Source organism: Rhodopirellula sp. J20-39, assembly GCF_057365095.1.
In genome coordinates, this window is record NZ_CP195123.1 from 957,701 (window position 1) to 978,279 (window position 20,579).

Sequence of the window (20,579 nt, forward strand, 5' to 3'; positions counted from 1 at the left end):
GGCGCGTTTATCCTAGGTAGTTCGCTATTCCGTTCGAATTGTTGTCACGATGAGCGAATTCCTTCTCTATTATCGCCGCCCCGACCCGACGACCTGGGTTTACATGTCGTCGTTCTTGACGATCGGGCTGTTCTTCGTCTTTCGGCGATTTTGGAGTATTCGTAACCTCGATATCGTGTTGTTGATCTTGCTGGCTCCAGGCCTGTTGATGGTCAATGAGGGGTACCGGCGGCAAACCCGCTTGGACCGAGATCTTGCGAAGGCGATCACTGTTCGCGCGGCTAACTTGGCTGATCCGCAAGCGAGTTACACGCCCAGTTCTCGCCAAACCTGGATCACGCAACTGACGCCCGAAGAAACAGATCCCAGCCCGACACAATCGGATTCCGATATTGAGGAGGAATCTCCTGACGAAGCGGATGACCTTTCCAGCAACGAAAGCACGTCGGACGAACTTGCCGAGAATGAAGAAGCACCGGACGAGTCGGTAGCCGGCGAGTCCGCTACCGATGACCAGCCTGTTGTTGAGGCAACAGCGAGCCAAGCCGCCCCGAACGCGTCTGCGGTGCTTGCCTTTCCGACAGCGGGTGAGCTTCGTTCACCCGCCGAAGTCGCTGCTTATGAATCGGCAATCGGTCTACGACGAACGGGCTTCATTTGGCTGTTCGGGATTGAAGTCCTGCTGTTGGTTCGCATGCTGCTGGACCCGCTGATGGTACGGCGACCCTTGTTGGACCCCAATCTGACGACCGGTGGTTTGAACTTCATCGGGATCTCGCTGTTCATCTTCATGATGGCCAATGTGGTCGCAAGTACTCCCGAAATCCAGCGTGAACAAGGCCCTGAACTGGGGCCTGGCTACGCGTTGATGAACATGTTGCCAACCATTCCGGTGCGTCCGGTCAGCGATGGGCTCGCTGGTGCCGAACCGCCCACCCTAGCGGAACTTGCCCCGGCGGAACAACGTCGCGCCGCGATTGCCAAGATTATCGCAATCATTGGTCAGTCGGCTGTCTTGATCGGCATCCTGCTAATTGGGAATCGACATTTCGGCAACCTCCGCTCAGGAGCGGGATGTGCCACGTTGTATCTGTTGATGCCTTACACGGCCCAAATGACCGGACGAGTGGATCACGTTGTGCCCGCGGCTTTGATCTTGTGGGCGATCTTGATGTATCGTCGACCGTTCTTTTCCGGTTTGTTCGTGGGTGCCGCGGCTGGATTGGTTTACTACCCGCTGTTTTTGCTGCCACTTTGGTTCAGCTTCTATTGGCAACGTGGTGCTCGTCGGTTCGCCGTTGGTGTGCTTTCGGTTCTTTGTCTGTTGATGGTTTTATTGGCGTTCGATGGCAACGAAACGTTCCTGGAACACCTGCGGCGGATGTTTGGTTTGTTCTTCCCGACGCAAGATCCACGTGGGATCTGGGAGCTGGGTTGGAATCCGATCTGGCGACTGCCAGTCATTGTTGCCTTCGTCATCCTGAGCATCTTCCTTGCCATTTGGCCTGCTCAAAAGAACCTCGGCATTTTGCTTAGTTGTTCATCGGCCTTGATGATCGCCGCCCAGTTCTGGCACGGCTACGGCGGCGGCCTTTATATGGGGTGGTTCTTGCCGTTGTTGTTGTTGACCGTCTTCCGCCCCAATCTCCAAGATCGAATTGCGTTGAAAGTGGTACACGCGCATAGCAGCGCCACCGCACGCCCGATCATTCAACCTGATACAGCCTGACACGGATGTCTCCTACCTCTTCTGATCGCACGTCGTCCTGTGAAGCGGCGCGTGCCCGCTATACCGATCACCTTGCTGGTCTCGATGCGGAACTGCTAACGCACCAATCCACCGATATCCGGATGGGAACGCTGCGAGTCAGCTTGTTCTTTCTATTCGTGATCGGGTTGGGGTTCGCGATAACTACCCAGCAATCGTTTTGGGCGGTGATCGCAGCGAGCGGCTTCTTGGCATTTTTGGTTGTCGTCGTTCGCAACGAAACGGTTCGTGAAAAGATCGAGGTACTGCAGAACCGTTCGCGAACGTTGCGGCGTCTAACGCGTCGCCTGGATCGAGACTGGAAATCGCTGTCGTCAGATTCGATTGGTGCGTCGACTTCGCCTCAGTCCGAAAACTCGATCCTACAACTCGACGATCGGCAGAAGGCACTCGCTGGCGACCTCGATTTGTTGGGTGATTCGTCGCTGTTTCAATTCGTATCGATGGCTGCGACCACGCCGGGAAAACGAACACTTGCGGATTGGCTAACCCAGCCTGTGCTGGCCAATGTTGCTCAGCAGCGGCATGCCGCCGTTACCGCTTTGGCGCCAGCCCGGGACGAACGGATTCGCTTTTACACATTGGCTCGCGAAGTCGGCACCTCAACCGGCGATCCAGACTCTTTCGTTCAGTGGGCCGGAAGCTCGCTTTGGTTGCCAGCACGATGGTGGTTGCTGGCTTGGGGCCGTGTGACTGCAATCGTTGCGGTCGCTGCAATCGTGGCACTTGTGTTTGCCACCCTCACACAGAACCGCGACCTGACTCGCATCTCGTTTTTTACCTTGATCGCCATCGCGGTGGTCAATCTGTCGCTCGCCGCAATGATGCTCGGCCCGGTTGCTCAGATCTTCAGTGTTGCGATCACGTCTCGACGAAGCGTGGATGATTATGCGGAGTTGTTCGAGGCAGCGAAGCTGCTGCCCGAAACCGATGCCGAATCACAAAACAATGCACCGGAGATTGGTGAACGAAACGTAGGCGTCGTATCGAAACATGATCTCGCTTCCGATCTCCGAGCAAGTTTGCTGGGATCCGAAAGGAACGAGGATGGTTCGGCCAGTACTGCGATGCGTGAATTGGCGGGGATCGCGAAAGCGGCGACTCTAAAACATTCGGCCGCTACGTTTTTGATTTATCTTCCACTCCAAGCGTTCGGGCTTTGGGATGTGGAAGTCTTGCGGCGGTTGGAAGGTTGGAAGCAACGCCATGGCGAACAAGCTCAACGTTGGTTTCATGCTTTAGGGGAACTGGAGGCGTTGTTGTCTTTGGCGGCCGTTTGCGATGAGTATCCGGACTGGGTATCACCCCAATGGCTAAGTGCCAGCGATGCAGACTCGATTGTGACATGTGAAGGTCTAGGGCATCCATTGCTGCCGGATTCCGCTCGTGTTTGCAACGATGTTTCGATTGGTCCAACAGGCACGTTGTTGCTCGTCACCGGAAGCAACATGTCGGGCAAAAGTACGATGTTGCGTAGTCTTGGATTGAATGTTTCATTGGCAATGGCTGGCGGTCCGGTTTGTTGCCGGGCGATGAAACTACCGCCTGTTGAAATGGCAACCAGCATCCGAGTCAGTGACGACTTGAGCCAAGGGGTTTCGTTCTACATGGCTGAGCTGAATCGTTTGGCCGCTGTTGTGCAGCACGCTCGCGAGTTGTCGGCTGAACCGGACCGGCGGTTGCTGTTTTTGTTGGATGAAATCTTGCAGGGCACGAACAGTCGGGAGCGGCAAATTGCGGTTACGCGAGTGTTGGGAATGTTGATCAACAACGGTGCTATCGGAGCAATCACGACTCACGATTTGGAGCTCGCGGACGAACCCGAGCTGTTAAAAGTTGCCAACACGGTTCACTTTCGCGAAACCATCACGCCGGACGCCAGCGGGGACGAACGGATGACATTTGACTATAAAATGCAATCAGGGGTCTCGCCGACGACGAACGCACTACGACTATTAGAAATGGTTGGTTTAGGTGAAGAAAAGACGTAGGGGGGTGGGTGAACCGACTTTGGTTTCCCCACGTATTTATCTTGACATGTGGTTAGAAAGCAACTAACTCTGGATTTCAGGTTTTTTGAAACAAAGCGACTAAAGGAGCTTTTAACATGCCTGAACAAGAACCAAACAAGCGTTCCACCTTGGATCGTTTTCTTAGCGGTCTCTCGGAATACATCTTCCAATCGAAGCTCGGCATCGCTGATGTTCAACTGATTGAATACGTCAGCGGGTTGATGATTCGGTTTACTCGCGTGGATGCGATCCAGCGAGTTCGTCGTGATGACGGGCGTCCGGCAACCGAGGTTTTCCAGATGCTTTGCGAAGCTGAGCGTCGGATCGGTACCGCCCGTCGTGAAGTCCATCGCCACATCGGTGATGTGACCTTGTTTTGGTCTGGCATGTTTCCCGAAAGCGTTCGCGGCAATGCGCCTGGCTCACCCGATCAATTGCTCGATTACTTCCATCACGGCAAGCGTTCGTACAAGATCGCTTCGACAATCGAAGCGGAGGCGGATCGTCCGCCTTGTGATTTGCTCGATCGGTTGAGTGATCAATTCGAACTCTGTGCCTACGGCCTACGAGAAATTCGTCGCGAATGGGAAGAGTCTGATCCAAGCGATCACTTGTTGATCACCTAGTTCGCAGTAGGGTTTGATCGCAGTCAGTTTGGGTATCGGTAAGAGTCAATGAGTGCAAACATTTTGGTTTGCACTTTTTGACGACTCCGTTGACCTTGAGTGTTTGTTTCAGTGCGGAAGCGTTCGGCGGTGCTTCCGATGCGAACATGTTTTACAATCGTGGTGTGCAAAACCCTTATTCCGCATCCACTTCAACAGACAGTCAGATCATTCCGCCAGATTTGACGGAGGCTATTGATCCGGTATCCGTAATCTTGCGTCGCACGTTTATCGCTTGGGAAAAGCTTCGTATCGTGTTTGTCGCGGTACTAGGTATCGTGGTGATCGTTATCAGTGGACCGAACCTGGCCCAGGTTAAAACGCTCGTGACCATTGTCGAAGGCGCGATTGTGGCGAACGTCTGCTACTTTGCCGGCCCGGTTGTCGAGTCCTACGCAAGGTGGCTCGGGTATCGAGGGAAGTGGTTGCGACCGATTCTGTTTATACTCGGAACACTTTTGGTAATGCTGCTCGCCATTGCTTCGTTGGCTGGCTTGCTGGTGCCCAATCAAGTCTGATTCGCGCAAGAATCGTTTCCGTTATCTCATCTAGAACTGGTCATCAACCACTATGCCCACACCGCAAACTTGTGAGTTTGTGCCTTACCTAAGCGTTCAAGACGCCAGTCAGGCCGTTGCGTTCTACTCGGACGTTTTCGAAGTCGAACCGCACTTGTTGTTAAACATGCCAGATGGGCGGGTGATGCACTGCGAGTTTCGCATCGGCAGTGCGAGGTTTTTCGTCAGTGAAGATCTTCCTGAACATGGTGGAACGCCCAGTCCAGTTCGGTTGGCGGGCACGACCGTCGCGATTCACTTGTACGTCGATGATTGTGACGCCATGATCAAGAGGATGGTCCAGCACGGTGCCACTGTACTGATGGAACCCGAAGACATGTTCTGGGGAGAACGGTTTGGTAGAGTCCGTGATCCATTCGGGCATGAATGGGGGATCGCCACACAAACCCAAGAGATGTCATCGGAAGATATTCAGGTAGCCGCTTCGCAGATGTTTGCGGATCCACCGGAATAAGGCCCAGAAAAAGGCATTGTGCGAATCGATTTTGCCGATTCGCTGTATGGCACAGTCTATTAACTCCAGTCGCACAGCGCGTCGACGTACGCCGAACCGCCATCGCGGTTCCAACCATCCAGTTGTGAGGGTTCTTTAAGCTGTTGACCCCGACGCAGTGGCGCGACGATGAAACGGCTGTCGATATCGGGAAGTGCCGACATGTCGCCCCACAATTTTTCAAACTGCGCGACTGGGAAGATATCCTCTTGGGCATGTCCCCATCGTTTTTTCACCTCTTTCAATGTGATGTAAGTCGGTAAGCGGGCCGCCATTTCACGGACGGCGATGTCGACTGCATTGGGATCGGCCAGTGTTTGCCGATTCAAGCCAAAGGAATTCAGCAGTCCGTCAATCTCGATCCAGGTCGTCATCGAGTTGTAGAACCGTAGACCGAACTCAGCACGTTCGTTTGGCATCGCCAGGCCTTCGACGAGTCGTGGACGTCCCGAAACCAGGGCCAACCCACCACCGCGATCTTCCAATCGTCGGGGAATGACTTCGTAGCTGAGGGTGGCTCCGGAGTCGATATGGAGACCAAACATTGCAGGGTCAACGTTGGCACCCAGCGTATCAATGTTGTGCAACATCAGATACTTCAGCGACGGTTGGTCCTGAAGCATTTTCAGCAGCACACCGTTGCGAAACAGATTGGGGACCTCGTACCAGTGACCCACTGGATGCACGCACTGGGAAGGCGTGTTTTCGACATAGTCACTTCCTTCCCCGGTGGTGCGTGCCCAGTTCGCGATCGCGGATCGGGCGCTTTCACGCATCTTTTGCTGTTGTTGGTCGAGAACCTGTTGTGAAGTTTCTTCCCACAGGAATTGCAGGTCGCGGACCATGGGGACCATTCGCAAGCCGATGTTGCGACCACTGGAAACGTGCAATGGTCCGTCGTGCCCAAATTGGTCGTTATGTTGGAGTGCGTTTCGAATCGCGTTGTCCGTCATCCAGCTCGTGGTGACAACATGCGGGATCGTCGCTTGGTATCGCCGACTGATGGCTCGGTTTTTGGCTAGGTGAATTTCCAGGAAGCTGCGATGTCGGCCTGCGAAACGGTGGAATGGGTGCAATGCCTTGCATACACCGGCCCCCTGTGTCCAACGGCTTCCGACCCCGGCGGCTAGTGACACGACTGCAACTTGTCCGTCGGCGATCGCATGTTCGCCGATTGTTTTGTAGCGATCGTCGATTCCACCGCGAGTGTCGGTGACATGGTGTTCGCTGACGTCAGTGATCTTGAGGTCCGCAGCCAACCGATTGGAAGCCAAACCGAATCGACCTGAACGAGTGTTGTCACGAATTTGTTCGTGTTGGCTACGGTCGAATCCATTGTCTCGCAGGATTTCTTTGAGGCTGTTACCGCCACCCGCCGAATTCGGCTGGGTTGAGGAAACGCTGTTTTCCGTTGGCAGGACGCTTCGCAGTAGAACAGCCGCATCGGCCTTAGAATCATTTGGGTTGCTGCACCATGTTCCGATTCGGGCGAGCTCGTTACGAGTTTGATTTGACAATTCACGCAGTGGCGTGCGAAGCCACTGTGGCAACATCAAGGCGTAGTACTTTTGTGGTAACCGGGCATCGGAGCCTGTCTGTAGCTGTGCCGATGTGCCATGGTCATTGATCGCGAAGTCGTACACGACCGGATCCATGGCAAAAGGAAGTGCCGTTTCGAGTTGGCGTTTGGTTTGAACGAGCTCTTTCGCGAGCCAATCTTGCGCAACTTGCTTGATCGTAGGATCGAAGATGAAACCCATGCCACCGCCGGACATCCCACCGAGCATCCAAAAGCCCCAGAACTGGTCTCCGAACTGGTCGCGGCAACTTTGAATCATGCGATCGGTGAAGCGATTGGTTGCCCACGGAATGATCGTTTGCAGTGGTCCTTCGAAGTTGCGAGTGGTTAGGGCCCCCAGTTGTTGGATATCACCTTGGCGTAGTGCGTCAACAACATCGTCATAGATGGACATCGCTTCTTGGCGAGCCTTCCACTGGGCGTCGCCGCGGACGAGGTAATGCTCGGTAACCATTTCCAGGATGGGCCCCACATTTTGAGCCATGCCACCATGCACCAATACCAGTGAATTTTGCAATCGCTGACGCGCTTCCAGACTCACTTGGTCCTGCTCTAGAATTTCGTGATTGGGCATCAGGCAACCACGGCTGATCCCAAACTCAGGGTCATCCTCGGTCGCTTCTTGACCGCAGATCAGCTTGATTCCTGGCCAAACACCGCCTGAGTCCTGCCAGCCACCACCGCTGCCGCCGATCCACTCACCCAAAATGGCGCGAGCGGCTACCAGTCGGCGATCTCGTTCGGTGAGTGGCCCTTCGAGTGACGCAATTTGGTTCGTCGCTCGCATCAGGTTACTGATCAACGAACCGAGCAAATTGGTGGAAACAGCCAGTCGGGAGCCCTTGGGGATGTCATTGATCTTGCTGACCAATTCGAGCCCCTTGCCGCGTCCTACAATCTGTTCAAGCAAAGCTTCCATCGACGAACCGCAGCCCTCCAGTCCGGGAGGCACCACGCCTGAGGCGATCACGGCGGCTTTCAACAAGCCCAGGTAGTCTCGTGCAAAGTCAAACATCTCTGCAACGGTCGTGACTTCCGTTGATGCACCCAGGTCGACACTAACCAAGCGGAACACTGGACGATCGATCACACGTAGATAGGTTTCGATGGGTGGCACGATTTCGTCGTCGCGGCCTCGGACTCCCAGGTCGACCGATACGTTGACCACGCGAGCACCCTGGGGGTAGTCCATCCCTAGGAAGAAGATATCGCTCCAGGCGCTATGCGATACATCCATTCGAACCGCAGTCGTCTCACGCAGCACCGGCTGGGGCGTCTCGCTATCGGTACTCTCGATTAGCTCTTTGCGAAGCCGCAGTGGGTGTTCGGCAACGTGGCCTAGGCGGAACATCCATTGGTTACCGCGGACCGTCCGGACGCTGTGGCGAACCTGATCGGCGAGCGTTTGGAATCCAAGTTGGTGATAGGCTTGTGCCAGAGCACTGGCCAGCGAGTCGGTCGGTCCCGACTTTGACTGTTCCGCCAGGAAGGAATCGATTGCCTCTTGGAAACGACGGCCAAGCAGGTGCTCGTATCCATCAAACGGAATGTTGCCGGCTAAGCTGGGATCGAGACGAGGTGGTAGTTGATAGCGATAGATCGACGACAGAAAGAACAATGCTCGAACACGTCGGTACAAGTTGCTTTCTTGCCGGCGGAAAGTGTCCAAGGCCTCAACATGCTGCATCAACGCATCAAGCGAGCAACCTTCGCAAAGCGATTCCAACGAGCGGTCGCGTTGTGGACCGTCCTCGCACAGAATGGTTTCGATGAACGGATTCTGAGATAGCGTTGCCGGCATTAGTGAACGCCTCCGTTGGCAGCAGATTCAGTCGTAGCGTCACCTGCATCATTCATATCGGTTGCCTCGTCCTCGCAATTTTCGACCATTGGGTCGGGGCGAGTCGCAAGCAGCTCGACCATTTCGGTCAGCAATAGGTCACGGTCACGGCCGGACAAGCCAATGGCAAGTTGAGCGATCAGGACACCGTACTGGACACCGATATTGAAGCGTTTGCCTTTGACTTGAAACGCGAGGTACTTGCCGCGGGAGGGCAACATCGCGGCGGCATCAGAAAGGGTTGGGGTTTCAAAGCTTTCGTCCTGCATCAGGTCGTGCAGACAACCCCACGTTGCAGGTGTCAGGACGTGCATCCCAAAGTAGCCTAGGTAATGTCCGCTTCTTAGACCGGGTGTGATCAGTTCCTGTTCGGCTAGGGTTGGTGTGGGTTTCTCGACCACAGTGCGGACTTCGTAGAGTCCCTCGTGACGGGGCACGCTGGCACCCGCGACGATTCCAAAGTACGGCAAGCGATGCTCGCGTGTCGCCTGCACGGCTGAAACGGGGCACTCATGTTGGCGTGCGATGCTAACCAATTGTGACGCACAACTGGTCGTCGCGGCGGAGAGGTACAAGTGATCGCCCACGAGATGCAAAAAAGCGTCATTGCCGCAGAACTCTTCCGCTTTTAATAAGGCATCGGCGTACCCGAGCGGGCGTTCCTGGTGCAAAAATCGTAGCGAACCGATCGCATTTCCCGCAGCCCGGCGGTAGTTTTCTTCGTCTCCGGGCTGGATCACGACGCCGATTTCTTCAACACCAGCGGAAAGCGTTTCTTCGACGATCAGTTGCAAAGCCGTCTTCTCTTCGCCATGGCGGTCGACAAGTCGCTGCAAAGGAAGCGTGTTCTGATTTGGGGCCGCTGCGGTGATGACCGCCTTAAGGACTTGCATGGAATCCGGTCTCGTGTGAAAAATGAGGCTAATTGTCCCCCCAGACGGGTTCCAAGGATAATTGAGGTCCTAGGAAAGACCACCTGCCGCTACTCAGGGCGGGTCGAATTACCGAGCGTTTTTCGCTAGCTTGGGGGTGAAAATCACTACCTTGTAATCCAGGGCGGACGACGGTTTGAAATTCAGTGAACTGGAATGGTGCTCGCCAGAGTACCAGAATGCTTTGGAATTGCGGCACCTCGTGCTACGGGCCCCGTTGCGCCTGAAATTGACGGCCGAAGAACTAGATGGCGAACACAGTCAGCGACACTACGCCATCGTTGATGGGTCCGAAGCGGTCATCGCTGTCGTGGTTGCGCGTCCCAAAAATTCAAGCCTCGTGCATTTCCGACAGATGGCCGTCCATCCTGACCATCAACGAAAAGGACTGGGGTCGCAGCTTCTTACCCAAGCGGAAGCTGAGTTGGTGAAAGAAGGCTACCGCGAATTTCAACTTGATGCCCGTGCGGACGCCGTGCCGTTCTACGCACGCCATGGGTACGAACCCAAAGGTGAACCTTTCCAGTTGATCAAGCTTGAGCACCAAAAGATGGCGAAAACAATTTAGCCGCTCGGTCAGGCCAAGCAGTGGTTTGAATCAGCCTATAAGTTAGTTCAATCAGTGAGCTTGGAGCGGTCACATGGCCGGCTGCGAAGTTCGAAATCATTCCGCCAACATGAGTGTCCTACGAGGCGGTGTGAGTGTCATCGAAGCAGAGAACGTGACGGCGGCGGATTCCGGCTCGAAAAGGATTTTCTTACCGCGTTGCACGGTCGGGACTGCGGCGTCGCGTGACTTCGGCTGCCGTCACGCTGCTAATCGTTTTGTGGACGAGGCCGTGGGTCCAGCTCGTAGCTGGTAAGGACATCTCGTCCGAAAAGGATTGGCTCTCGGTGCAGAATCGAGGATATCGCTTCTAGCGGCGTCGTGTACGTCCAACCGTCCGCCTGGGATTGGGAGCTGCGTCGAAGCAGACTCCTGTGAGGCTAGCGATCTTACCCCGGCGGAGTTTGCCTCGCATTGGGCTGAATCCGCTTCGGTCGCTACGCTCCCTGCGCGGATGCAGCCCAATGCGAAACCTGTTACCCAATCCCTACTCTCATAGCCGTGCACCAAGTTTTGGGGGCATGTCAGTACTTTTCCGTCCTCCACTAGACGATTGCGCAAGACGTCGATCAGTCGCTCTAACTGGAATTCATGGATGCGGACAATCTGGTTAAGCCTATCCTCAAGAAGATGCGCACGCTGAGTCACGGTGGCGAAGTGGAATGCTATGTCATTCCCTGTGCTACGGTTCCAACGGAGCATCAGGTCGGCCTTTGGGGCCCCGAACACGAGGGCGATGGCAAGGACAAGAGCGGCATCTGGATCAAGGACGGCCACCTCTAAGTTGTTGACGGCAAATTCGTCGCCCGTTTGGATGAGCTGTACGACGATCCCAAATGGAATCTAGATCGAGAAGACGTCACGATCAAAGTGACCGAGACGCGTTCGAGGCTGCCGCTCGTCCCAACGTTGATCCTCTGTATCACAACGATGACGTCGCATGTCCCGATGATGTGGACGAATAGAAAAGTCACCACACGTCAATGTCATTGCCGTGAATCCGGAGTGCCGTTCACGACCGACTTCGTTTCATCGAGTCGGCAAGCTTGATCTGTTTTGAGTTAAGAACTGCGGGCATTTTTACCTGAGTGCCAAGTGGGTGATTGACCGGAGAGCGATGCCGCCACCGGCATAATGACACCGTTGCCATTAAACAAACAATGCTGTCTGACTTGCCCTTTGTTTTCTTATAAGTGCGTCCGCCATCAGTAATACAGATAGCAGTGAAGAAATTCTCCACCTATTCAAACGTGATTCATCAAAACTTCATATGCCACGACATGACCGTCAGGCTTAACAAAGACCTGTGATTTGTTGCTCCGTTGTCAAAATTGCAAGATCACGTAAGCGACAATGACTGAATCTAAGCGGCATCCACTAACGAGTTATTTCATCTCACATTACATTGCCACAGTCTGCTCTTTATATCTAAAACTACTGAACCGACTTTTTTCAAAAAATGATTGCTTTCGTTGTCCAGAACTATCAGGTCGCGCATGTAGACGAGTGCAGTAGGTCTTCTGGTCCGACTCCTTTGGTATGCGAGACGGCACCTACTGTTCGGCAAGCCTATGTCGGTATTTCCATCCGAGTTGATGCTTGTCTAACAACCTTGAGTTTTCAGTGAATAAAAGAGGAAGAACGTGTTAAAGATTTCTCGAAATAGGTTTGGATTCACTCTCGTTGAACTGCTGGTGGTGATAGCGATCATCGGAGTCTTGGTGGGGTTGCTGCTTCCCGCTGTTCAGGCCGCTCGCGAAGCCGCTCGCCGTATGAGTTGTGCAAACAATTTCAAACAAATTGGGCTCGCGCTCCACAACTATCACTCGGCATACAACCAGCTGCCCGTGCAGCGAGGCGGTACCGATGGTGGTGGTTACCTGGGTGGTCACTACGCGAGTTCCGTCGTCGACAATCGGCTTCAACTGAGTTTCTTGGTGGGGCTTACTCCTTTCATCGAGCAAACAGCGCTTTGGGAACACATCAGCAACGGTGATCCAACACTTCCGGTTGCACCGAATTTCTACCCACCGATGGGGCCAACTCCGAATCAGGCAACGTTTGTTCCTTGGGTGACTGAGATACCAGCATTCCGCTGCCCCAGTGATCCGGGAACGGGCTTGCCAGCGAACGGAAGAACGAACTATGCCGCGTGCATGGGCGACGCAATTGAGAAAATCAATTCAGGAGCTTACGACTGGGATCTAACACCGCCCGACAGTTCGCGTATGGAAAGACTGCGAGCGTCTCAGCGGGGGATGTTTGTGCCGATGGAAAAGACGCAATTCCGTGACGTTCTCGACGGGCTATCCAACACGCTCATGTGCGGTGAAATTCCGACGGACCTAGGTGACAACGATGTTCGTACGCAGCCTCATATCGGCAAAAAAGCATGGGCCGCTGTCATGAACAACCCAAGCTATTGTGACCAGTTCCGTGATTCAGATCGCCCTCAGTTCTGGGATTCCGACGTGAACAGTGATCTACAAAACGCGTCAGCCCCCGATCGGGCACGTGGATTCCAGTGGGCCTCGGGTTACTTGCTCCACACTGGTTTCCAAGCAATCCTGCCTCCGAATGGCGAATTTTGCGTCGACAATAACCAGAAACCCAACTCGTTGAAGTCCGTGCAAATGGAAGCCCTGGCTTCGGTTGGCAGTCGCCATCAAGGCGGAGCCCATGTATTGATGGGGGACGGAGCAGTGAAGTTCATCACCGACTCTATCGATGCCGGCAACCAATCAGCGAAGACCGTTCGCGCCATCAATTCATCGCCATCGAATGCTGGCGCGATGAGTCCATTCGGAATTTGGGGAGCACTCGGAACTCGCGCGTCAAGAGAAGTCATCGACTCCGAATTCTAGTTCACCAAGTTGTTTTTCAAGTTTGTTACATATGGGTTGTCCCTCTAGTTTTAAACAACCGTTCACACTGGATTTCCGCACGGAGATCCAGTGCCACCGTCCTCGCAAATGCTGCTGAATGATGTATCAAACCGTGACGCAATTCACGGCGACCGAGCAGCACAGGTTCACTCAACCATCACCACTTTACAACAGCGCTGCGCTAAATGCCCATCGCATCGATCACTAGGAACTCTAATGTTTAAGTTCGCCATCAGCAGCGCTATTGCTTGCACACTTTTTATCACTGCGGTCGGTTGCAGTGGTAGTTCAGAGCCCAAGGTCATCGTCGACCTGCAGACGGCTGCCAACATTCAAGCCGAGCGAGATGCTCGCGACAAAAAATCGGCTGAGCAGTCAGCAAACGAAACGAAATCAGCACCTAGGCCACGATGATGGATCGAAGTGAAATCCTCGGTATTCTGATGCAAGAAAGAACCAAGCAGGTCGCACTTGCTTGGTCGATCTTGCGTCAGTCTCAACTAGCCGAAGATGCCTACCAGGACATGCTGGTGAAAGTCTTTGAGAATGAAAATGTTTTCGAAGGCCCGCGTCACCTTCGTGACTGGTCATGGAAGGTCCTACGTCGTCGTTGCTATGAGTTCATACGCCGCCAAAATTATCGACCATCGCTCTTAGATGAATCGATTTTAGATTTGGTAGACGCGGATCTCGAGTGCCGCGACGCCGACGAAATTAGCCAGCGTGTCGACGCACTTCACCAATGCCTAGCAAACCTAACAGTTCATTGCCGGGATGTGGTTCGGCTTCGCTTTTCGGAAGGATTGAGCGGCGTTGAAGTAGCGGAAAAATTGGGACGCACCCCCAACACGGTTTATAAAACGTTGCACCGAATTTACAGCACGCTGGGCGAGTGTGTTCAAGACCGTATAGGTGCGTGGAACGCGGAGACATCACACTATGACAGAAGAAGCATTTCAACAACTGACAACACGCTACCTCGAAGGTGTGCTCGATGAGAGTGAACTCGAAATACTCGGCTACGAACTGAGCGGTTGTCAGCAGCGAGTGACGCAATTCAATGATATTCGATTGCTGGCAGGTTTGATTCATGAACACGGTCAAAACGCTCCCAATCCTGAGTTTCGATTGAAATCCGCTGCTGCGATCGCTTCACTCAAGTGGTTTAAGTCGAGGTGGATATTCCTTGCCGCACAATCGGGATTGGCAGCATCCATTCTGCTGGCGATCTTGTTTCTGCCTCGTTTGTTTGCTGCGTCCCCGGTCGCTACATTGATTTCGGGAGAGAACGCTTCCTGGGAAAGTGCTCTACCCACCACCACGGGGTCAGACCTTGCCGCAGGTCTTTTGGATCTTAAAACAGGAATGGCGACCATCCAATTCCGATCAGGTGTTGACGTTTCGCTCCAAGGACCAGCCCGACTGGAACTGATTACGCCAATGCGGGGCAGAATCTTGTCCGGCAGGGCGAGAATCGATGTCCCAAAGTCCGCCATCGGCTTCATCATGGAAACCCCGAATGGCTACGCAGTTGACCACGGCACTGAATTCTCAGTCAGCGTTGACCCATCCAAGAACAGTTCCAGTTTCAAAGTCCTCGACGGAGAGATTTCTGTCTACGTTGCATCGACCGGGGAAAACACGCGTTTGAGCGGGGTAGGCAAGGCGATCACGGTTGAGTCAAACGCACTCGTCGAAGGAAGACTGACCGAATCGGAACTCGGCCCTGCCCCCGGCCCCCAAATGCTCATCGTCGGCACGGGCGGTCGTGAAGGCACTGCGATCCGCAATGACAGACGCGAATTCATCCAGCCCAAATACCTAACCGTCAACCGCCTGATGAAGAAGCAATGGGATCGGCGGTCGTTCTTTGCCTTCGATCTCTCCAACGTCAATTTCGATGAGGTCGATTCCGTGCTACTTCGACTCAACCTTGTCCCCTTTCCCTACGGCCTATTCAGCAGCCTGCCGGAATTGAATCGATATGCAGTCTACGGAATTACGAACCCGGAGAAGGCTGGCTGGGAAGTCGAATGTCGTTGGCAAGATTCTCCGGGGCCCGGCGATGGTGTGATTCTCGGAACCTTTGACGTACCACGAAGCCAACAGCACGGAAGTTTTGAAGTTAGCAACGAGAAGTTACTTCAATTCTTGACGGAACGCGAAGGTACCGAAGTGACCTTCGTCATCGAACGACAGAACCTCCCACTGAAGACCAACGACGTTCCGTGCCACGCCTTTGCGGGCGTCCCGCATCCAGAAGCCAGCGAACCGAAACTTGAGTTCACTTTGAAGCACTAGTGCTTCATCTACATTTCATTTTGGGGTTGATCGTAGTGGATGAGGCGACGAATCCTATCCACTCACCGACCAGTCGGGCTCGTCGCCTCGCCCACTACTCCCAACTTGAATCTGGATGAAGCACTAGCGTTCAAACGTACTTCACAAGACTCACCAGTCGCAACCGCAGCGTCCACGCCACCAACCTATCCGGACCATCCTCGGAAACCAAACCAAGTGATTTCAAAACACACCATCGCCATGTCTTTGGCCGTCTGCCTATTGTCGACATCCGCCGCAGACGCCAAAGAAGAACGCCCCAACATCTTGATGATCTGCATTGATGACATGAACGACTGGTGCGGATTTCTGGGCGGTCACCCCGATGCACAGACACCGCACATGGACAGGCTTGCTGCAAAAGGAGTGACGTTCACCAACGCACATTGCACGGCGCCCGGATGCTCTCCCAGTCGCAACGCCCTCCTCCTGGGTGTTGAGCCTCATAAATCGGGGCTCTATCCGTTTTACAAACTGAAGAAGGTCGATCGCAAAGTGCTGGATCGCTACACCAACCTTCCCCGTCACTTCAAAGAGAACGGCTACACCACCTGTGGCGTGGCCAAGGTGTTTCACAATCCTGATAACACCTACGAAGAGAAGGAAACGTGGGACGAATACGCTTCCTTCGGTGACATCAAAATCAAGGGAGCCGAAGGGAAAGGCTTCATGGCTGACAATAAGAACAGGAAGAATCGCTACCTGCGAGTTTGTCCGGCGACCAATCCGCTAGACCATTTTGTTGACTATCGGACTGCTTCGCATGCGGTCGGGTTCCTTCAAAAACAGCACGAAAAGCCGTTCTTCCTGGCCGTTGGGTTCATTCGTCCGCATATCGAATTCATCACGCCCGAAGAAAACTACGACCGCTTCCCAAACAAGATCGCACCACCGCCGATGGCGCAGTCAGATCTGGAAGACATTCCCAAGGTCGGTCAGTCGATGGCAATTCAATCCGTAGTCAACAGTTTTGATCAGCACGACTGCTGGAACGAAGTCAGGCGTGGCTATCTCTCGTGCATTTCCTTTACCGATGACAACATCGGTCGCGTGATGGCCGCGCTCGAAGAAAGCACGTACCTCGACAACACAATCGTGGTCCTCTGGTCGGACCATGGATTCCACCTTGGTGAAAAACGGTCCTACACCAAATTCTCATTGTGGGAAGAATCGACAAGGGTCCCGTTTATCATTTGGGACCCACGGGGCCAGGAGGGTAACGGGAAAAGATGCTCCGAGCCGGTAGGGCTCATCAATGTTTATCGAACACTGTGCGACTTGGCGGGGCTCGCGCCACCGGAATACGTCGACGGCATCAGTTTGGTGCCGTGGTTGCAAGATCCCAATAAACCGATCGAAAGGCCGGCGATGACCACTTGGGGACGCGGCAACTACACATTGCGAACGAAGAATTGGCGTTACACCCGCTATTTCGACGGCTCTGAAGAGCTTTATGACCACTCAAGAGACCCTAATGAATGGACTAATTTGGCGAGCAATCCGGAATACGAACCGATGAAACGTGACCTTGCCGAAAAGTGGCTACCGAAATCGGAGGCCTCCAAAGTGCTTACCGGTAAAGCGCTGGACAACGTCACAGACGCGGACTCCCCAAATCGAAATCTCATAAACAGATAGACCATGATGCCTTCACTTAAAGCAGCCACGTGGAAACGATGGCTACCAATGGTGCTTGTTGTCCTTGCCTGCTATCCAGTTCAGGCTAAGCAAAAGAACGTGTTGTTCATTGCGGTGGACGACCTGAAACCGCTGCTGAATTGCTACGGTCATGAACACGTTCACTCGCCCAATATCGATGCTCTTGCCTCATCCGGCATGGTCTTTCAAAACGCACACTGCCAACAGGCGCTGTGCGGACCATCTCGGATGAGCCTACTGACGGGATACTATCCCGACACGCTCGGCATCTATGGGATGGGCCCGGAACGATACAAGTTTCGCCCTCGATTTCCTGACCTGGTCACACTGCCCCAGCATTTCAAAAACAATGGTTATGTGACCATCGGGACCGGCAAAGTATTCGACCCACGCAACCTGGAAGGCGATTGGAACGGACCACAGGACGCGGATTCTTGGACCAATTTCTTCGGACGCAATCCTTACAACGCGAACGTCGGTGGACCAATCGTCAGCGGTCGCTATCACAACCCCGCCTTGAAGGATTTCGTTGCAGAGCTGAAAGAGAAAGGTTCCGCATTAGGCCGCAAGGGAAAAGAAGCTGCAGCAATACGTACGCGATCACGGTGGAGGGCCGGCCGTGGAATGCTATGACGTTCCCGACGACGCCTACCAAGATGGTGCGATCGCCAATCGCGGAATCGAACAACTGGAAACGCTCGAAAACACGAACCACCCATTCTTTTTGGCGATCGGTTTTGTCAAACCGCACCTTCCGTTTGTCGCGCCAAAAAAGTACTGGGACCTCTACGATCGCGAAACCCTCGAACTCGCTGCCTACCAACGATACCCACAAGACTCGCCGAAATGCGCCGAAACCAAATACGTTGAAGCTCGCACGTACAGTGGCGTGCCAACGACCGGCCCCATCTCACCGGCCACCCAAAGAGAACTCATCCACGGCTATCTCGCCTGCGTGTCCTATATCGACGCTCAGATTGGTCGCTTGATCGCGAAGCTGAAAGAGACGGGGATGCAGGATGACACGATCATCGTGCTTTGGGGTGATCACGGATTCCACCTTGGCGACAAGCAACTTTGGGGCAAACACACCAATTACGAGCAATCGACTCGCACTCCATTGATCATCGTGAGCCCGAACCTGACCGGTGGTGGCAGCAACCCATCACCCGTCAATCTGATTGACATCTTTCCGACGCTGTGTGAATTGACCGACTTGGAATCACCGCCGGGGATCGAAGGAAACAGTCTCGCTCCGATTTTGCAGAACCGTCGAGACTCAGTAAACGAATTCGCCGCGACCATCTTCCCTCATGACAATCATTGGGGAGTCGCGATTCGCACAGAACGTTATCGATACATCGCTTGGTACAAAGGCGTTATGAACAAGAAACGCAGCGGAGTGCGTCTCAACCCAAAGCCACAATTCACCGAACTGTACGATTACCAATCCGATCCGCTCGAGCAAACCAATCTCTCGGGCAAGCCTTCCTATAAAGATATCGAAGAGCAACTCGCCGAAATGAACCTAGCGCATGTCGCGTCCACACAGAGCGGACAATTCTCCAATTAGACGATCGCGTCGCTTGGAAGGTGTTAGCAAACGTGAGCCTCAAGGCGCTAGTCGTGGGATGCTACATGCTAGGCGTTTACACGTAATCCTTCATTTTCATTTCTGTTTCGTGCACTCGAATTTATATCCCGACAGGGACTTAAGAGGGTAGCCGGTGGTCGCTGCAACGTACCGCACCACCGGAAAACGAGAACGCCCCAAAACAATCCCCTACTAGCATATTTTGAAATTTGACGTGCCCAATCCCGGTATCTGGGTTCGCCAGAATTCAGTTTGTGGTTCGTAAGCCGGACCAAACGCAGCGACGTTCCGGCAATCACACGACCGCCGGATGGGCGTCGCAAAGCCTCCTTCATCCGGCCTACTTTGGGTCGTTACGTGATTGGTTTTTGTAGCTGGATTCGACAGAATTCAGAGCACTGGAGTGTGGAGACACCGGCTGCACACTTTTCGAAAACGCTCTAGCAAAGCGGGCTAGTAGATCAACCAGCGGCCAGCTCCGTGCCGCTAACAAAACCATAAAACGGTTTTCTAAATGCGTTTTTGGATGCCCTAATTTTTCGCTCGTCCAAAGAAGCTCATGGTACCTTTCGCCAACGGCAAATCGCTGGCAGGAAACATGTTATCCGCCACGCTGCGATGCGGCGTTCCGGTTGGAGAGCTCGGGATCCGTCCCGCGAAGAAAAATCCGTAGCTTCGCAGCGTGTCCCAGTCGTCCGAATGAACAAAGAGATGGGTGGGAATTAACTTTTGATAGTCGCTCCCTCTTTCCTGATTCACTGCCTCATTATGGGCTTTTGCGGCGACGAATCGCCGATGCAGATCTGCGCGAGCTTCATCAATTTGGGCGTAGGTGTAGATTGGTGAAGATGGGTTCTCTCCGCCAATTCGCAGGCTGGTGCGTGTGAAACCGTAGGTTTCGCCAAGCAGTCCGAAAAGCTGCAGGATTCTTTCGGGTCCAAAGTGAGCCAGACCATAAAGTTTGTCTTGGCGAGCCGGTCCATGGAAATGATCGTCGATGTAGTAGAGCTGGCCCTTTTTGCTCCTACCCCCCTCTCCCTCGATCACTCCGGCTAAGAAATTAGGATTGCGAATCGCGTCTCGCAGGAGCTGTGGATCTCCAGGGTTTCCCCCTGGCAGCGAATTGTTCCAAAAGTTCCAAGGAGCTTTGATCTTCTGTTTATCGGGTTCGCCATCCGTGTTCCCTAATTGCATGCCAAGATCGGGAATGGCCGATAGTCGTTCAACGACAGCTTTGTATTTTGCATGACGCACCTCCGAGCGAATTCCGGTTACTTGATCGGTATTCAATGGTTTGCCGTCGGCCCAAACCCACCCCAAGAAACGAGACAGATCGGCTTGTTGCTGGGCCGTGAGGTCGCCGTAATCACCGGCCGGAGCCATTCCAGCAATAGCGATGGACGTGATCAAACCACCGAAAATCAGACATGTCCTTTCGCAAGCAAGTCGCCTCAATCCGGACGTGAGAACAGTAAACTTAGACACAAGAAAACTTAACATTTTATAACCGCCACGGATGTGCATTAAATATAAAAGCGGGTCCCGCATCCTAGCGATATCAGCCTGCGATGAACCACACTCAACAGGCTGGCAAACCTATAAGATTATTGACGTGAAAGCTAACCCC

The 20,579-nt window shown here is 53.7% G+C and carries 19 protein-coding genes; 16 read left to right on the plus strand and 3 right to left on the minus strand.

The annotated features are described in order from the left end of the window. The first annotated feature begins 49 nt into the window (after window positions 1-49). The 5 genes from ACR3ZL_RS03230 to ACR3ZL_RS03250 all read left to right on the plus strand — a co-directional run bounded on the left by ACR3ZL_RS03230 (window position 50) and on the right by ACR3ZL_RS03250 (window position 5,477). Complete coding sequence (locus tag ACR3ZL_RS03230; RefSeq protein ID WP_473649324.1) at window positions 50-1,729, plus strand: hypothetical protein; 1,680 nt, start codon at window positions 50-52, stop codon at window positions 1,727-1,729. A 5-nt stretch (window positions 1,730-1,734) separates the two neighbouring features. Beyond that, a complete protein-coding gene (locus ACR3ZL_RS03235; protein WP_473649323.1) occupies window positions 1,735-3,759 on the plus strand; it encodes a MutS family DNA mismatch repair protein in 2,025 nt (674 codons plus the stop codon). 116 nt (window positions 3,760-3,875) lie between these two features. Further along, window positions 3,876-4,406 carry a hypothetical protein gene (locus tag ACR3ZL_RS03240; RefSeq protein WP_473649322.1) on the plus strand — a complete coding sequence of 177 codons (531 nt, stop codon included), beginning with the start codon at window positions 3,876-3,878 and terminating at the stop codon, window positions 4,404-4,406. 95 nt (window positions 4,407-4,501) lie between these two features. Next, window positions 4,502-4,963: a hypothetical protein gene (locus ACR3ZL_RS03245; protein ID WP_473649321.1), complete on the plus strand. Its 462-nt coding sequence runs from the start codon at window positions 4,502-4,504 to the stop codon at window positions 4,961-4,963. 52 nt (window positions 4,964-5,015) lie between these two features. After that, complete coding sequence (locus ACR3ZL_RS03250) at window positions 5,016-5,477, plus strand: VOC family protein (protein WP_473649320.1); 462 nt, start codon at window positions 5,016-5,018, stop codon at window positions 5,475-5,477. A 59-nt stretch (window positions 5,478-5,536) separates the two neighbouring features. Here ACR3ZL_RS03250 and ACR3ZL_RS03255 read toward each other — a convergent pair whose 3' ends face one another. Continuing rightward, the gene (locus tag ACR3ZL_RS03255) at window positions 5,537-8,896 is read right to left on the minus strand and encodes a UTP--glucose-1-phosphate uridylyltransferase (protein ID WP_486173200.1); all 3,360 of its coding nucleotides are present in this window, start codon (window positions 8,894-8,896) and stop codon (window positions 5,537-5,539) included. Next, window positions 8,896-9,828: a sugar phosphate nucleotidyltransferase gene (locus ACR3ZL_RS03260; RefSeq protein ID WP_473649319.1), complete on the minus strand. Its 933-nt coding sequence runs from the start codon at window positions 9,826-9,828 to the stop codon at window positions 8,896-8,898. Before ACR3ZL_RS03260 ends, ACR3ZL_RS03255 begins: the two co-directional genes overlap by 1 nt. 175 nt (window positions 9,829-10,003) lie before the next feature. Here ACR3ZL_RS03260 and ACR3ZL_RS03265 point away from each other — a divergent pair, with 175 nt between their 5' ends. The 11 genes from ACR3ZL_RS03265 (at window position 10,004) to ACR3ZL_RS03315 (ending at window position 18,931) form a co-directional block, all read left to right on the plus strand. Then, on the plus strand, window positions 10,004-10,435 hold the full coding sequence (locus tag ACR3ZL_RS03265; protein WP_473649318.1) for a GNAT family N-acetyltransferase: 432 nt from the start codon (window positions 10,004-10,006) through the stop codon (window positions 10,433-10,435). 109 nt (window positions 10,436-10,544) lie between these two features. Beyond that, on the plus strand, window positions 10,545-10,730 hold the full coding sequence (locus tag ACR3ZL_RS03270; protein WP_486173201.1) for a hypothetical protein: 186 nt from the start codon (window positions 10,545-10,547) through the stop codon (window positions 10,728-10,730). Between the two features lie 335 nt (window positions 10,731-11,065). Beyond that, on the plus strand, window positions 11,066-11,257 hold the full coding sequence (locus ACR3ZL_RS03275; protein ID WP_473649317.1) for a hypothetical protein: 192 nt from the start codon (window positions 11,066-11,068) through the stop codon (window positions 11,255-11,257). Between the two features lie 53 nt (window positions 11,258-11,310). After that, window positions 11,311-11,439 carry a hypothetical protein gene (locus tag ACR3ZL_RS03280; RefSeq protein ID WP_473649316.1) on the plus strand — a complete coding sequence of 43 codons (129 nt, stop codon included), beginning with the start codon at window positions 11,311-11,313 and terminating at the stop codon, window positions 11,437-11,439. A 678-nt stretch (window positions 11,440-12,117) separates the two neighbouring features. Beyond that, entirely contained in the window at window positions 12,118-13,338 is a 1,221-nt protein-coding gene (locus ACR3ZL_RS03285) for a DUF1559 family PulG-like putative transporter (protein WP_473649315.1), read from the plus strand. 237 nt (window positions 13,339-13,575) lie between these two features. Continuing rightward, window positions 13,576-13,773, plus strand: a complete 198-nt coding sequence (locus ACR3ZL_RS03290; RefSeq protein WP_473649314.1) for a hypothetical protein — start codon at window positions 13,576-13,578, stop codon at window positions 13,771-13,773. A 29-nt stretch (window positions 13,774-13,802) separates the two neighbouring features. Then, the gene (locus ACR3ZL_RS03295; protein WP_486173202.1) at window positions 13,803-14,357 is read left to right on the plus strand and encodes an RNA polymerase sigma factor; all 555 of its coding nucleotides are present in this window, start codon (window positions 13,803-13,805) and stop codon (window positions 14,355-14,357) included. Then, window positions 14,299-15,660, plus strand: a complete 1,362-nt coding sequence (locus tag ACR3ZL_RS03300; protein WP_473649312.1) for a FecR domain-containing protein — start codon at window positions 14,299-14,301, stop codon at window positions 15,658-15,660. The genes ACR3ZL_RS03295 and ACR3ZL_RS03300 overlap by 59 nt, the downstream gene beginning before the upstream one ends. Window positions 15,661-15,900: 240 nt before the next feature. Further along, the gene (locus ACR3ZL_RS03305; RefSeq protein ID WP_473649311.1) at window positions 15,901-17,337 is read left to right on the plus strand and encodes a sulfatase; all 1,437 of its coding nucleotides are present in this window, start codon (window positions 15,901-15,903) and stop codon (window positions 17,335-17,337) included. 3 nt (window positions 17,338-17,340) lie between these two features. Further along, complete coding sequence (locus ACR3ZL_RS03310; protein ID WP_473649310.1) at window positions 17,341-17,991, plus strand: sulfatase-like hydrolase/transferase; 651 nt, start codon at window positions 17,341-17,343, stop codon at window positions 17,989-17,991. Further along, window positions 17,978-18,931, plus strand: a complete 954-nt coding sequence (locus ACR3ZL_RS03315) for a sulfatase (RefSeq protein WP_473649309.1) — start codon at window positions 17,978-17,980, stop codon at window positions 18,929-18,931. The genes ACR3ZL_RS03310 and ACR3ZL_RS03315 overlap by 14 nt, the downstream gene beginning before the upstream one ends. Before the next feature lie 552 nt (window positions 18,932-19,483). On the opposite strand, the gene ACR3ZL_RS03320 is transcribed toward ACR3ZL_RS03315, so the two are convergent. Next, on the minus strand, window positions 19,484-20,437 hold the full coding sequence (locus ACR3ZL_RS03320; protein WP_486173203.1) for a hypothetical protein: 954 nt from the start codon (window positions 20,435-20,437) through the stop codon (window positions 19,484-19,486). Window positions 20,438-20,579: the final 142 nt, after the last annotated feature.